The sequence below is a fragment of the Mesorhizobium sp. CU3 genome (genome assembly GCF_006442965.1).
Lineage (GTDB): Bacteria > Pseudomonadota > Alphaproteobacteria > Rhizobiales > Rhizobiaceae > Mesorhizobium.
Genome location: NZ_VFWX01000011.1, coordinates 56,637 through 70,559, shown reverse-complemented (window position 1 = coordinate 70,559; position 13,923 = coordinate 56,637). Strand labels below are relative to the sequence as shown.

The 13,923-nt window shown below is 62.7% G+C and carries 10 protein-coding genes and 1 tRNA gene; 8 read left to right on the top strand and 3 right to left on the bottom strand.

Features of this window, described 5'->3' with window-relative positions:
- Positions 1-41: 41 nt before the first annotated feature.
- From FJ988_RS18105 to FJ988_RS18075, 7 genes are all read left to right on the top strand, one after another.
- Positions 42-1,712, top strand: a complete 1,671-nt coding sequence (locus tag FJ988_RS18105; protein WP_140819713.1) for a ribonuclease J — start codon at positions 42-44, stop codon at positions 1,710-1,712.
- A gap of 121 nt (positions 1,713-1,833) precedes the next feature.
- Positions 1,834-2,238, top strand: a complete 405-nt coding sequence (gene mce / locus FJ988_RS18100) for a methylmalonyl-CoA epimerase (RefSeq protein ID WP_140819712.1) — start codon at positions 1,834-1,836, stop codon at positions 2,236-2,238.
- Positions 2,235-2,519 (top strand): DUF1467 family protein, encoded by a 285-nt coding sequence (locus tag FJ988_RS18095; protein WP_140819711.1) that lies wholly within the window; start codon positions 2,235-2,237, stop codon positions 2,517-2,519. Before mce ends, FJ988_RS18095 begins: the two co-directional genes overlap by 4 nt.
- A gap of 571 nt (positions 2,520-3,090) precedes the next feature.
- On the top strand, positions 3,091-4,419 hold the full coding sequence (proS, locus tag FJ988_RS18090; protein ID WP_140819710.1) for a proline--tRNA ligase: 1,329 nt from the start codon (positions 3,091-3,093) through the stop codon (positions 4,417-4,419).
- Positions 4,416-5,702 carry a lipoprotein-releasing ABC transporter permease subunit gene (locus FJ988_RS18085; RefSeq protein WP_140819709.1) on the top strand — a complete coding sequence of 429 codons (1,287 nt, stop codon included), beginning with the start codon at positions 4,416-4,418 and terminating at the stop codon, positions 5,700-5,702. The genes proS and FJ988_RS18085 overlap by 4 nt, the downstream gene beginning before the upstream one ends.
- Positions 5,699-6,382: an ABC transporter ATP-binding protein gene (locus FJ988_RS18080; protein WP_181183578.1), complete on the top strand. Its 684-nt coding sequence runs from the start codon at positions 5,699-5,701 to the stop codon at positions 6,380-6,382. The genes FJ988_RS18085 and FJ988_RS18080 overlap by 4 nt, the downstream gene beginning before the upstream one ends.
- Positions 6,383-6,918: 536 nt before the next feature.
- On the top strand, positions 6,919-8,169 hold the full coding sequence (locus tag FJ988_RS18075; protein ID WP_140819707.1) for a site-2 protease family protein: 1,251 nt from the start codon (positions 6,919-6,921) through the stop codon (positions 8,167-8,169).
- A 3-nt stretch (positions 8,170-8,172) separates the two neighbouring features.
- On the opposite strand, the gene lipB is transcribed toward FJ988_RS18075, so the two are convergent.
- Positions 8,173-8,916, bottom strand: coding sequence for a lipoyl(octanoyl) transferase LipB (lipB, locus tag FJ988_RS18070; RefSeq protein WP_140819706.1), 744 nt, complete (start codon positions 8,914-8,916; stop codon positions 8,173-8,175).
- A 183-nt stretch (positions 8,917-9,099) separates the two neighbouring features.
- Here lipB and FJ988_RS18065 point away from each other — a divergent pair.
- Positions 9,100-9,184: transfer RNA gene (locus tag FJ988_RS18065), tRNA-Leu, on the top strand.
- Positions 9,185-9,241: 57 nt separating this feature from the next.
- Here the strand turns inward: FJ988_RS18065 and FJ988_RS18060 are convergent.
- Positions 9,242-10,954 carry a restriction endonuclease gene (locus FJ988_RS18060; RefSeq protein WP_210242772.1) on the bottom strand — a complete coding sequence of 571 codons (1,713 nt, stop codon included), beginning with the start codon at positions 10,952-10,954 and terminating at the stop codon, positions 9,242-9,244.
- Between the two features lie 148 nt (positions 10,955-11,102).
- Positions 11,103-13,781, bottom strand: a complete 2,679-nt coding sequence (locus FJ988_RS18055; protein WP_140819705.1) for a phosphoenolpyruvate carboxylase — start codon at positions 13,779-13,781, stop codon at positions 11,103-11,105.
- Between the last annotated feature and the right edge of the window lie 142 nt (positions 13,782-13,923).

Here is a 13,923-nt window from a genome sequence, read left to right as displayed (position 1 = left end):
TTGATTGGCTTGGCCTGAGGGCCAGGAAGGAAGAGAAATTTATGGCGAACAAGGAAAACGCCGAACTCGTCTTCGCGCCGCTCGGCGGCGTCGGCGAGATCGGCATGAACTTCGCCCTTTACGGCTATGGGCCCGCCGACGCGCGCGAATGGATCGTCGTCGATGTCGGCGTGACGTTTCCCGACAGCGCGCATCCGGGCGTCGACCTCATCCTGCCCGACACGCGCTTCATCGAGGAAAACATCGACGGCCTGCGCGGCATCGTCATCACCCATGCGCATGAGGACCATTACGGCGCGCTGCTCGACATCTGGCCAAAGCTGAAGGCGCCGGTCTGGATGACTCCGTTCACCGCCGGCCTGCTCGAAGCCAAGCGGCAGGGCGAGCAGGGCGCGCCGAAGATCCCGGCGTCGATCTACCGTGCGGGCGAGAAATTCACCGTCGGCCCGTTCGAGATCGAGGCCATCCCTGTCGCGCACTCGATTCCCGAGCCGATGTCGCTGGCGATCACCACGCCGGCGGGCACGGTGATCCACACCGGCGACTGGAAGATCGACCCGGCGCCGACGATCGGGCCCAAGACCGACGAAGCGCGTTTCCGCGCCTATGGCGACAAGGGCGTGCTGGCGCTGATCTGCGATTCCACCAATGCGCTGAGGGAAGGCGAGTCGCCTTCGGAAGTGGCAGTCGGCGAGGGGCTTAAGGGCGTCATCGAGAAAGCCAAGGGCCGCGTCGCGGTCACCACCTTCTCTTCCAATGTCGGGCGTATCGTGTCGATCGCGCGCGCGGCGCGCGATGCCGGCCGGCAATGCCTGGTGCTCGGCCGTTCCCTGAAGCGCGTCATCGATGTCGCCGGCGAGCTCGGCTACATGGACGGCCTGCCTGAATTCATCGCAGAGGAAGACTACGGCTTCATCCCGCGCGAGAACCTTGTGATCATTTGCACCGGCAGCCAGGGCGAGCCGCTGGCGGCGCTGGCCAAGCTGTCGCGCGACGAGATGAAGTCGGTGGCGCTGACCGCCGGCGACACGGTGGTGTTTTCCTCGCGCACCATTCCGGGCAACGAGAAGGCGATCCTGGAGATCAAGAACCGGCTGATCGACCTCGGCATGAAGATCATCGAGGATGGCGATGCGCTGGTGCATGTATCGGGACATCCGCGCCGCAGCGAACTTCGCAAGATGTATGAATGGGTGCGGCCGCAGATCGGCGTTCCCGTGCATGGCGAGGCGGCGCATCTGGTGGCGCAGGGCTCGCTGATGTCGATGTCGGGCATCGGCCAGGTGGCGCAGGTGCGCGACGGCGATATGCTCAGGCTCTGGCCGGGGCCGGCGACGATCATCGACCAGGTGCCGTTCGGCCGCCTCTACAAGGACGGCTCGCTGATCGGCACCGACCAGGCGATGGGGATTCGCGACCGCCGCAAGCTCTCCTTCGCCGGCCATGTCGCAGTCAATGTCGTGCTCGATGACAAATACGAGCTCGCCGGCGATCCGGACCTGGTGGCGATCGGCGTCGCCGAGGCCGATGCCAAGGGCGAGACGCTGGAAGATTTGATGCTCGATGCCGCGATCGGCGCGGTGGACTCCATTCCGCGCCAGCGCCGCAAGGATCTCGATCTGGTGCAGGAAGCCGTTCGGCGCGCCGTGCGCGGCGCCGCCAACGAAGCCTGGGGCAAGAAGCCGCTGGTGACTGTATTCGTCACGCGGTGACGAACAAGGGAATAGGGGAGTAAGGCAGTAGGGGAGTAGGGAAGAACGAGCAGTTGCGTTCTTCTGTCTTGCTTTTTTCCTACTGCCCTACTGCCTTACTTCCCTAAAAGCGGAGCGCTTTATGCTTGGACGCCTCAACCATGTCGCGCTTGCCGTGCCGGATCTGGCCGCGGCGACGGCTGCTTATCGCGACACGCTCGGCGCTCAAGTGACCGCGCCGCAGGCGCTGCCGGAACATGGGGTGACCGTGGTGTTTGTCGATGTCGGCAACACCAAGATCGAGTTGCTGGAGCCGCTGGGCGAGGCTTCACCGATCGCGGCGTTCCTGGAGAAGAACCCGTCGGGCGGCATGCATCATGTCTGCTACGAGGTCGACGACATCCTAGCGGCGCGCGACCATTTGAAGACGAGCGGCGCGCGCGTGCTGGGCGACGGCAACCCGAAGACGGGGGCACATGGCAAGCCGGTGCTGTTCCTGCACCCCAAGGATTTCTTCGGCACGCTGGTCGAACTGGAGCAGGCATGAACTGGGTTCTGTTTGCGGCGCTGTTCTTCGTGACCTGGTGGCTGGCGCTGTTCGTCGTGCTTCCGTTCAGCCTGCGAACGCAGGACGACGATCAGGATGTGACGCTCGGCACCGTGTCCAGTGCGCCGCGCGGCCCGCATATGCTGCGCGCCTGCATCCGCGCAACCATCGTGACGGTGGTCGTGATGGGTATCCTCTATGGCCTGACGGTGGGGCTGGGCTTCAGCTTCGACGACATCATGCGGGTCATGCCCGACTTCACGCCGGACGTCCGTCACTAAAGCTGCAGTTTTCGCAAGTATTGAGCGGCATACGCGCGCTAAAGTTGAAATCGGAAGCCGGCTTTCGATTTCAATGGCTGCTCAGGCATGAAGCTGTTTGGCATAGGAGATTGCTAAGCAGATGATTGCACAAAAAAAATGCAAGGCACGAGGCCTTGCAATTTAAACGCGTCCGATCCGTTTCCGGTGTCCGGCGGCAGCGAGTAACCGCGCCTAGATCGCATCCTCCCAAGACTTTGACCGCGTAGGAGAGCAGATTTGTCTTCTGCCCTCTCGGTTATCGGCGCACACTAGACCAAGGCAGATGAAAATGTCACGAAGAATTTTGCCTCCAAACGGGCAATATCGTGCTGCAGTGCACAATAGTGTAGCATGGCTTGCTTGTGAATCGATCAAATCGGCAAATTCGCCATTTTGCGGCCTTTGACCGCTTTTTCGGTCACGTTCACAAGCCCCCAACAGTTTGGGGTGCTCGGGTTTCCATTCGGCCATGAAATGGCTATGAAGCCCGGGCAAGCAGCCTGAGGCGCGCCGATTCTGGCGCCGCAATCTTTCACTTACGGACCAGTCCATGCGTTTGTCGCGCTACTTTCTGCCCATTCTCAAAGAAAACCCCCGCGAGGCCGAGATAGTCTCGCATCGCCTGATGCTGCGCGCCGGCATGATCCGCCAGCAGGGGCAGGGCAGTTTCTCGTGGCTGCCGCTCGGCAAGCGGGTGCTGGACAAGGTCTGCCGGATCATCCGCGAAGAGCAGGACCGCGCGGGCGCGCTGGAAATCCTGATGCCGACCATCCAGTCGGCGGATCTGTGGCGCGAGAGCGGCCGTTACAACGACTACGGCAAGGAGATGCTGCGCATCAAGGACCGGCAGGACCGCGACATGCTCTACGGTCCGACCAATGAGGAAATGGTCACCGAGATCTTCCGCGCCTACGTCAAGTCCTACAAGGACCTGCCGCTCAATCTCTACCACATCCAGTGGAAGTTCCGCGACGAGGTGCGCCCGCGCTTCGGCGTCATGCGGTCGCGCGAATTCCTGATGAAGGATGCTTATTCCTTCGATCTCGATTTCGAGGGCGCGCGGGCTGCTTACAACCGCATGTTCGTCTCCTATCTCAGGACCTTCACCCGCATGGGCCTGCAGGCGATCCCGATGCGCGCCGATACCGGGCCGATCGGCGGCGACCTCAGCCATGAGTTCATCATCCTGGCCGAGACCGGCGAAAGCCAGGTGTTCTGCGACCGCGCCTATCTCGCGCTCGACGTCCCCGGCGCCAATACCAACTTCGCCGACGACGCCGAGATCGGCGACATCGTGAAGACCTGGACGACGCCCTATGCCGCCACCGACGAGATGCATGACGAGGCGGCCTGGGCGAAGGTGCCCGAAGGCGACCAGCTTTCGGCGCGCGGCATCGAGGTCGGCCACATCTTCCATTTCGGCGAGAAATATTCGAAGCCGATGAACGCCAAGGTGACCGGCCCCGACGGCAAGGACCATTTCGCTTCGGGCGGCTCCTACGGCATCGGCCCGTCGCGGCTGGTGGCCGCGATCATCGAGGCCAGCCATGACGAGAACGGTATCATCTGGCCGGAAGCCGTGGCGCCCTTCGACATCGGCCTGATCAACATGAAGGTCGGCGACGCCGAATGTGACCGCGTCTGCGACGAGCTCTATTCGGCGCTGACTTCGGCTGGCAAGGATGTGCTTTATGACGACACCGACCAGCGGCCGGGCGGCAAGTTCGCCACCGCCGACCTGATCGGCCTGCCCTGGCAAGTGATCGTCGGCCCGCGCGGCGTGGCTAGCGGCGAGGTCGAGATCAAGAACCGCAAGTCCGGTGAGCGCGAGACGCTGCCGCTCGCGGAGGCCAGGAAGCGCCTGGGTATCGCCGCATGAGCGAGGCGGCGGCAGCGGCCAGGTCAGCGGCGGGCGCCTTTTCGGGCTTCGAGCGGATGGTGGCGTGGCGCTATCTGCGCTCGCGCCGCAAGGAAACGGTGATCTCGGTCATCGCCTCGATCTCCTTCCTCGGCATCATGCTCGGCGTCGCGACGCTGATCGTCGTGATGGCGGTGATGAACGGTTTTCGCGCCGAGCTGCTCACCCGCATCCTCGGCGTCAACGGCCATCTCATCGTGCAGCCGCTCGATTCGCCGCTAGAGGACTATGCGCAGGTGGCGAGCCGCATCAACGGCGTCGCAGGCGTAAAGTACGCGATTCCCTTGATCGACGGCCAAGTGCTGGCGCAAGGCAATGTCGGCGGCGGCACCGGCGCCCTGGTGCGCGGCATCCGCGGCGAGGACCTCGGCAAGATCTCGATCGTTTCCAGCAACGTCAAGCAGGGCACGCTCGACGGCTTCGATGGCGGCGACGGCGTGGCGATCGGCAAGCGCATGGCCGAGAATCTCGGCCTGGTGCTCGGCGACACCATCACGCTGATCTCGCCCGACGGCGACGTGACGCCGCTTGGCACGACGCCGCGCATGAAGGGTTACAAGGTGGCGGCGATCTTCGAGGTCGGCATGTCGGAATATGACAGCTCGATCGTCTACATGCCGTTTTCCGAAGCGCAGCTCTATTTCAACATGGACGGGCGCGCGCAGACCATCGAGATCTATGTCGATAACCCCGACAATGTCGACGCGTTGAAGCCGCTGGTCGAGCAGGCGGCGCAGCGGCCGATCGACATCGTCGACTGGCGCCAGCGTAACGAGACCTTCTTCTCGGCGCTGCAGGTTGAGCGCAACGTCATGTTCATGATCCTGACGCTGATCGTGCTGGTGGCGGCGCTCAACATCATTTCCGGCCTCATCATGCTGGTGAAGGACAAGGGCCACGACATCGCCATCCTGCGCACCATGGGCGCCTCGCGCGGCGCGATACTGCGCATCTTTTTAATGACGGGTGCTGCGATCGGCGTCACCGGCACCATCGCCGGCGTGCTGCTCGGCGTCGTCATCTGCGTCAACATCGAATCGATCCGGCAGTTCTTCTCCTGGATGACGGGCCGGATCCTGTTCAATCCCGAGCTCTATTTCCTCAGCCAGCTGCCGGCCAAGATGGACCCGCGCGAGACCACCTATGTGGTGATCATGGCGCTCGGCCTGTCGTTCCTGGCGACGGTGTTTCCGGCCTGGCGGGCGGCCCGGCTCGATCCCGTCGAAGCCTTGCGGTACGAATGATGGCCGAAACCATTATCGAGTTGAAGGGCGTCGAGCGGCACTATGTGCAGGGGCCGCGCAAGCTGACTATTCTCAACGGCGCCGATTTCTCGCTCAGGCGCGGCGAGATGGTGGCGCTGGTGGCGCCGTCCGGCACCGGCAAGTCGACCTTGCTGCATACGGCAGGGTTGCTGGAGCGGCCCGACGCCGGCGATGTGATCCTGGGCGGTCGCGCCTGCGGCAGGCTGTCAGATGAGGAACGCACGGCGATCCGTCGCAACGATGTCGGCTTCGTCTACCAGTTCCATCACCTGCTGCCGGAGTTCTCGGCGCTCGAGAACATCATGATGCCGCAGCTGATCAAGGGCCTTGCCCGCAAGGATGCGTCCGAGCGGGCGGCGCAGCTTCTCGACTATATGCAGATCGGCAAGCGCGCCCAGCACCGGCCGGCCGAGCTTTCCGGCGGCGAGCAGCAGCGCGTGGCGATTGCGCGTGCCGTCGCCAACGCACCGCTGGTGCTGTTGGCCGACGAGCCGACCGGCAACCTCGACCCGACGACGGCATCCTATGTTTTCGACGCGCTGGAAGCGCTGGTCAGGCAGTCCGGACTGGCGGCGCTGATCGCCACGCACAATCACGAGCTGGCCGGCCGCATGGATCGGCGGGTGACGTTGGCCGAGGGGAAAGTCGTCCCGCTTTAGGCCAAACCGATATTCGGATGAGGCTGAGTCGAGGACGGCAGTTTCCTGCGCTTCCGGTACTCACGTACTTCAAGTACGCTCCGTTCCGGTTCTCGGAACCTGCCGTCCTCGACTCAGCCTGATCCGAATCTCGGCTTGACCTGCCCCTTCGTAAATGCGCCCAGCGCCCCGCTAACCTTTCCTTAACCCTGCCAAAACGCGCCGCCCGAATTCGTTCGGACGGGCCGCTAGAGGTCGTTGACATTCGAACAAAATTAGAACAAATTACGAACATATTAAAAACAGGAGAGAAGTTATGTCTGATCTGGTTCAGGATGTCATCTCGCTGGTTTGCATGAGCACCTTCCTGGTTTCCATGGCGATCTGGATCGGCGCCATGTGATTGCGCGCCTTTGGCGCTGCTGCGCGGGCGGGCAAGTGCCCGCCTGGTGTGGACGGGCAAGGGTCCGTCCGAGACGGGGAGAGCCCGCCCCTTGTTAAGTCTTTCTTGGCCGGCCTGCCGCTAGGCTGCTTCCTCAAGGCAAGGAGCAAGGGCAGTGTCGGTCATCGTTACGGTCAGCCTTGTGGCCGCAAATCTGGGACTGATCTTTCTGTTGATGACGGCGCCGCTCGGTCTGCGCACCGTCACCGTCAGCCGTGTGATCAGGGCCGATCGCGGCCGCCTCTGGCAGGCGCTTTGGCCGCTGGGCAGCGATGCCGGCTGGGCGGGCGAGATCCTCTCCGCCGAGCCGCTGGACGGCGAAGGGACAGTGCTGATCAAACTGTCCTGGGAGGGCCGCGACGGCCGGCCGATCGACCGCAAGGCGCGGTTCGAGGATGTCGTCGAGGGCAAGAGTTTCGCAATGCGGGTGATCGAGGATACGGCGCTCGATCCTTCGTTCTGGGCGAACTATCGCGAGACAGCCGAGCTTGCGCCGGAAGGCGAGGCGACGCGGGTCACGCTCAGCCAGACCGACCGCTATCGCGGCGTCGCCTTCCTCATCTTCCGCTTCTTCGCCATGCGCCGCGAGCTGCGCAAGCTGGAGACCTGGGCGGCGACCGGGCAGTACCGCAAGGGCGGCTGGTTCGAGCATCCGGTGAGCCAGGTCGGCTTCGCCGTGCTTTCGGCCTTCATCCTGTGGCCGTTCTTCGGCCTCAACATCGGCGGCTTCGCGCTCGCCGCGATTCTGACCTCGGTTGTCGCGCTGCACGAGCTCGGCCACATGGCGGCGTTCCGGCTGACCGGGCATCGCCGCGCGCGCATGATCTTCATTCCGCTGCTCGGCGGCATCGCCATGGGCGGCAGGCCCTATGACAGCCGCTTCGAGGTGGCGTTCGTGGCGCTGATGGGCGCCGGCTTCTCGGCCTTCCTGGTGCCGGTGCTGATCGCCGCCAGCGGCTTTGCCCATGCCGAAGGACATCGTCTCGCCGCCACGCTGCTGGCGACGCTTGCCGGCTGCGCCTCGCTGTTCAACATCGCCAATCTGGTGCCGGTGTGGAAATTCGACGGCGGCCAGGTGCTGCGCCAGATCTGTTCGGGACCGATCGCGCTGGCGCTGGCGTCCTTCCTCCTCCTGTCGGCGCTGCTTGCGCTCGGCTGGCGCGCCGGCTTTTCGCCCAGCTTCCTGCTGATCGCGGGCGCGGTGTTTTCGATCCTCAGCCTGCTCACCGTGGGCAGCGGCGTGAAGCCGCGTCACGAACTGAAGCCGATTCAGCCTTTCGACCGCCTGGCGATGGCCGGCGCGCTGATCGCCGTCTTTGCCATCCACGGCTACGGCATGCTGTGGGCGTCTGCTCAGTTAATGTAGCGATCAGCCTGCCTTTCGGGCCATCTCGGCGGTCGGCGCGGCGGCGGGGCCAAAAACATCCTCGAAGGCTGATTTCAACGCGAGATCGAGGTCGGCCATCGTCACCGGCAGGCCGAGATCGACGAGGCTGGTGACGCCATGGTCCGAGACGCCGCAAGGCACGATGCCGCCAAAATGACCGAGATCCGGCTCGACATTGATGGCGATGCCGTGAAAGCTCACCCAGCGCCTGAGCCTTATGCCGATGGCCGCGATCTTGTCCTCGGCAGGCGTGCCGTCGGGCAGGGCAGGGCGATCCGGCCGCACCACCCAGACGCCGACGCGGTCCTCGCGCCGTTCGCCGCGCACGTTGAAGGCGGCCAGCGTGCCGATGATCCAGTCCTCGAGTGCCGCAACGAAGGCGCGCACATCCTCGCGCCGGCGCTTCAGATCGAGCATGACATAGGCGACCCGCTGTCCCGGGCCATGATAGGTGTATTCGCCGCCACGCCCGGCGGCAAAGACCGGGAAGCGGTCGGGATCGATCAGGTCCTCGCTGCGGGCGCTGGTGCCGGCGGTGTAGAGCGGTGGATGCTCGACCAGCCAGACCATCTCGCTTGCCGCCCCGGCGCGGATCGCCTCGGCGCGCGCCTCCATGAAGGCCAGCGCATCCGGGTATGCGGTCAGGCCGGGCTCGACCACCCACTCGACCGGCGCTGAGCCCGAGAGCGGCAGGAACGACGTGGCGATCTGGCTGCGTTCTGTCATGAAACTTTCTCGATGCCCCATTCATATGGCGGCAAACGGCCCAAACGTCCAGTTCAGCCGGCCCGTCGCGGGTCTGTGGAGCATTGGTGCCAGCGGGTGACGATTATTCCGCACGGCGCACTTGTTTCGCCGGGAACGATTTGCTACAGGCCCCGGGCCGGGCGGTTCCGGCTCCTACCACGTGCGGTCGTGGCGGAATTGGTAGACGCGCAGCGTTGAGGTCGCTGTGGGGCAACCCGTGGAAGTTCGAGTCTTCTCGACCGCACCAAATTCTAACCGACAGTCCGGTTAAGTCGGCCTTCAGGTGGCGATCAGATTGTTGGTCTCAGTCGTCGTCTTGAATTAATATCCGAGCTTGCATTCCTACCTCCTGCAAGAGGAACAGTAGTCCGCCTCCGTCGATCAGCTCGATTGGCTTGTCTGATGAGAAATTGAAGGCGTCTGGGCCGTAGCCACTGGTAGTTACCAAGATGCCCTTGTTAGCCCCTTCATTCATCATCGTTCCATATAGGTCGCGGACCGCCGATACGCCTACGGTATGTCTGTATCGCTTGGCCTGTATGACAACCTTGCCTCCTAAAATCGGTCGCGAATCGTAGGCGACACAATCAACACCACCATCTCGAGATGATCGGGTTAGTTTGGAGTCCAGTCCCATCTTGCCGAAAAGATTTGCAACAAGATGCTCAAACTCTCCTGGAGTTAGATCCATGAGATTGGGTACTGAATTCAGCCCCGACACCATGTCCGCTTGATCGATGAAACGAGCATCGGCCATGTCGAACTCGACAATGGGCTTGATCGGTTGAGATTCACTGGCATGGCGGGAGACCTGAGCACCAAGATTGCGGAGGCAGCTAGTTTTATCGACGCGCGCCAGATTGATCTGAGTAAAGCGCTCCTTTGTGGTTCGGACCGAGATGAGATGAGGCTGGATATCGACTCCGGTGGCAGGATCAACAGTTCGGACATAACCGTTGAAGCAGCAAGTTTCGATACATGCCGCCTGATCGGCCTCGAAGACTTCATGGATCGTTCGCAGTGCTAAGGCAGCAATCACGTCCTGATAGATTTCTTTTATTTCGGCCGCTTTGCGAACCTTCGCTTCTATCAGATCCCGTGTCTTCACATATCTACATTCAATTTTTGCCGGCACGATTTCCGCTGTCGGCAATTCATATTCGATAACTAGCTGCTTTGAAGCCACTGTGTAGGCTATTGAAAAGGTTTGAGGAAACCCAGGCGGATAAGCAGATCGTTCAAGTACCATTGAATTGTATGCGATGATCGAATCTGGATCGGAAGCAAGATAGCTGTCTCTGAAATCATCGACCTCAGCGTTTCTTTGTTCCACCTTGTTCTTGAAAGCGGATAGTGCTTGAAAGTGGGAGGCTTTCATATCCTCGAGTTTTGCGATCCGAGTCCTCTCCGTTTTCGTCCACTCTATGTGGGCAACCTCATAGCGACTATCCGCATCTGTCAGAGCGTTGGCATATCGGCTTTTCGCGCCGGGGATTAATTTGGCTAGTCCGCTCGGTTGCGCCACCTGCGCGCGAAAATTTTCGAGTTTGGGCGCTTCAGATCCGTTGAGGACAGATTTGGAAATCGACAGCGTTGGAGGTTTTTCGTGGACTCTCAGACTGTCGAAACTGATTGTGTCGTCTACTGATAACGTGTCCTGAAGCACGTTTCTCAAACGGTCCAACGAATCGTTGATCGCTTGAGTTTCATAGTTCGCTTCCTCCTCGCGGTCCTCCAGATATTGCAACTTCGCGGCTCGCTCTGCCTCGCGCTGCGACATTAAAAAGTGCTTCTGTAGTCGTTGTGCTTCCCGTTCCTGTTGCTTTTGAAAGCGCTCGTTTTCGCGAATTTGCATTCTTTGCGCGGTTGCACTAGCCCGCTGTTGTCGCGCAACCTCCCGCGCCATAGACATGACGAATCTTTCGAAGCCGCCGCGACGTGCCAATTTTCTATTCCCCCCAAAATCCCTGCAAATAGAATGCAACAGTGGATGGCTGGAGGGAATATCAAAATTCATGCCTACACCGGATACGCGCAGGCTACCTTCTTCGTCTGTCCCAGTGTGTCGGCCAGGACTTCATTGAAGGAGCCGCATCCTTCAAGTTTTTGATCTTTTTCTTGTGCGGGCTCACAGAGCGCCGAGCAAGTGCTCGATCAGAACGACCCTAACCCGTCCATCCCAACCCGGCCGAAATGCAGTTGATCGACACAAGCAGAGCGTCGGTCGCCTGCTTCTGATGTGCCGTGCCGGTGTTTGCCCGAACTTCGCGCAGCAGATCGACCTGCAGGCGGTGGATGTCGTCCATCTGCCGGCGCAGATTGTCGAACCGCCGCTTGAACATTGGAAAGCGCGCGGAAAGGTCGCCTCCGGTGAGGTCGCCGATCAGGCGTCGCGTCAGCTCGTATTCGGCGGCGATGCGGGCGTAGATCCGGCTGGCCGCATCGCTGTCGGACACTAGGCCGGCATAGAGCCGTGCGATCTCCATGTCGGACTGGTAGAGCGTCTTTTCCGCCTCGTCGACGATCAGGCGGAAGAAGCGCGAATGCTCGAACATGCGGGCGAGAAGCTCGCGCCCGGCCTCGCCGCGCACCGTGACGAAGGCGCTGAGCGCACTGCCGATGCCGTACCAGCCGGTCAACAGATGACGGTTCTGGCTCCAGGCGAACACCCAAGGGATGGCGCGCAAATCGGCAATGCCGCTGGCGCCGAAGCGACGATCCGGGCGTGAGCCCATTTTCAAGAGCGCCAGTTCCGCGACCGGGCTCGCCTGATTGAAATAGTCGAGGAAGCTCGGCTCGGCCATCAATCCGGCGTAGGACGCCTGCGACATGCCCGCCAGCGCTTCCAGCGCTTCGTCGAACTCCGGCGCCTCCTTCGCTTCGGCATCGCCGCGGACTCCATGCGCCAGCACGGCGGCGGCGAGAACCTCGAGCTGGTTGAGGCCGGTGCCGCGATTGGCGAATTTCGACGAGACGACCTCGCCCTGTTCGGTCACCCGCATGGCTCCGGCGACAGTGCCTTGCGGCTGCGCCGCGATTGCGCGGCCGGTCGGCGCGCCGCCGCGGCTGACGGAGCCGCCGCGACCGTGAAAGAAGCTGATCCTGGTGTTGTGCTTGCGGCCGATGGCGGCGAGGCGCTTTTGCGCTTTTGCCAGCTCCCAATTGGACGCGAGGAAACCGCCGTCCTTGTTGGAATCCGAATAGCCGAGCATGATTTCCTGGCGCGCCCCGAAATCGCGCACTGTCCGCCGCACCAGCGAAACGCCGAGCAATCCATTCAGGATGGCCGGGGCGGCCTGCAGGTCGGCGATGGTCTCGAACAAGGGCACGATCCGCAGCCTGATCGTGCCGCCGCCACCGGGCGCGGCCGAAAGCCCGCAATATTGCGCCAACAGATAGACCGCGAGCAGATCGTCGGCCGAGCGGGTCATGCTGAGGATGAAAGAGCCGACCGCGTCGGCATCGGAGCCCGATATCTGTTTGGCGATGACGGAGAATGTGGAAAGCAGTTCGGCTGCTTCCGGCGAGAGCCGCCCTTCGTCGATCTCCAGCCGATCGCTTTGGCTGAGCGCCGTACGAATGCGCGCCGACCATTGCGGCGTGCCGGGGGCGACGGGGTCGGCCGGGTCCGCCAGCGCAAACAGCTCGGCCAGCACACGGTTGACCACCGTGGAGTTCTGTCGGATGTCGAGCGAGACGGTGCGGAAACCGAAGCTGCCGACCTGCCAGAGCAGAGGCTGGACGAAACGCCTGGCCACCGCGCGCCCGCCGATCGCTTCAAGCACCGAAGACAGAGCGTTGAGATCGGCGCGGAACGCCTCCGCCGACAGGTACGCCGCCTTGCCGCCGTCGCGCGTGGCGGCCAGCCGGGCCAGCAGGGCCGAAGCGAATTGGCGCAGCGGTTCGTCGGGGTTGCGCGCGGCGATCTCGTCAGCCTCGCCGCTCTTATCGAGCGCGGTTTGCAGCACCGGCTTGAAGCTGGCCGGCAGCTCGATGACGTTCGAGCTGGCGCTGAGCACCGTCACCAGCCGCTGCACCTGCGTCAGATACCAGCCTATGGCGGTGTCGCGGTATTGCGCCATGGCGTGCGCAGTGACCGCGGCCGTCACATTCGGATTGCCGTCGCGGTCGCCGCCGATCCACGAGGCATAGCGCATGAAGGAGGGAATCCTGATCGGCTCGCCCGGATAATGGCGCTCAAAGGCGCCTTGAAGCTTTCCATAGAGCTGCGGCGTCGCCTCGAAGATGACTTCGCGAAAGAAATGCAGGCCCCAGGCGATCTCGCGTTCGACCGTCGGGCGCTCCAGCCGCAGCTCGCCGGTCATCCACAGAAGCTCGATCTCGCTTTCCAGATCGGCGACCAGGAGGTCGCGTTCGCGCGGCGCCCAACGCGGCTGGTCGAGCTCGGTCAGCTTGCGATAGATGCGGCGGTGGATCTCCAGCACCGTGACGCGCTTGGCCTCGGTCGGATGCGCGGTCATGGTCGGGCCGACGCAAAGCGCGTCGAGCGCCGCCTGGGCTTGCGCCGCCGAGTGGCCGTTCGCCGCCATCTCGGCGATCACGCTGGCGAAGGAGCCGGGCACCTCGTCGACACCTGCGCCCTGTTCGAGTTCGCGCCGCGCCCGCATGGCGAGCAACTCGTCGGCAATCGTCAGCAGTTGGAACCACACGCCGCTCGCCTGCAGCGCCGGGATGCGCTGTTCGGGGGCGAGGGAGACAAGCGACCTGCGTCCGCTCAGGACCGCGGCGATCTCGGGCTCTCGCGCGCTTGCGACCTGAAGCAGCAGCCGCAACAAGAGGCTGCGCTCGTCCTCACGAAATTTTATGCGTTTGCTCTGTTCCACAGCCGCTATCCTGAGCCGAACGTATCGATTTCCCGCCACCCTGAATCGGAAGCGGCACCGGTCAAACGCGGTTTCATCGGATTTTCTGCCAGTCGATGAGGTCGCCGCGATGCTCGCGCCGACCCCGAAACCAGATTTCAAC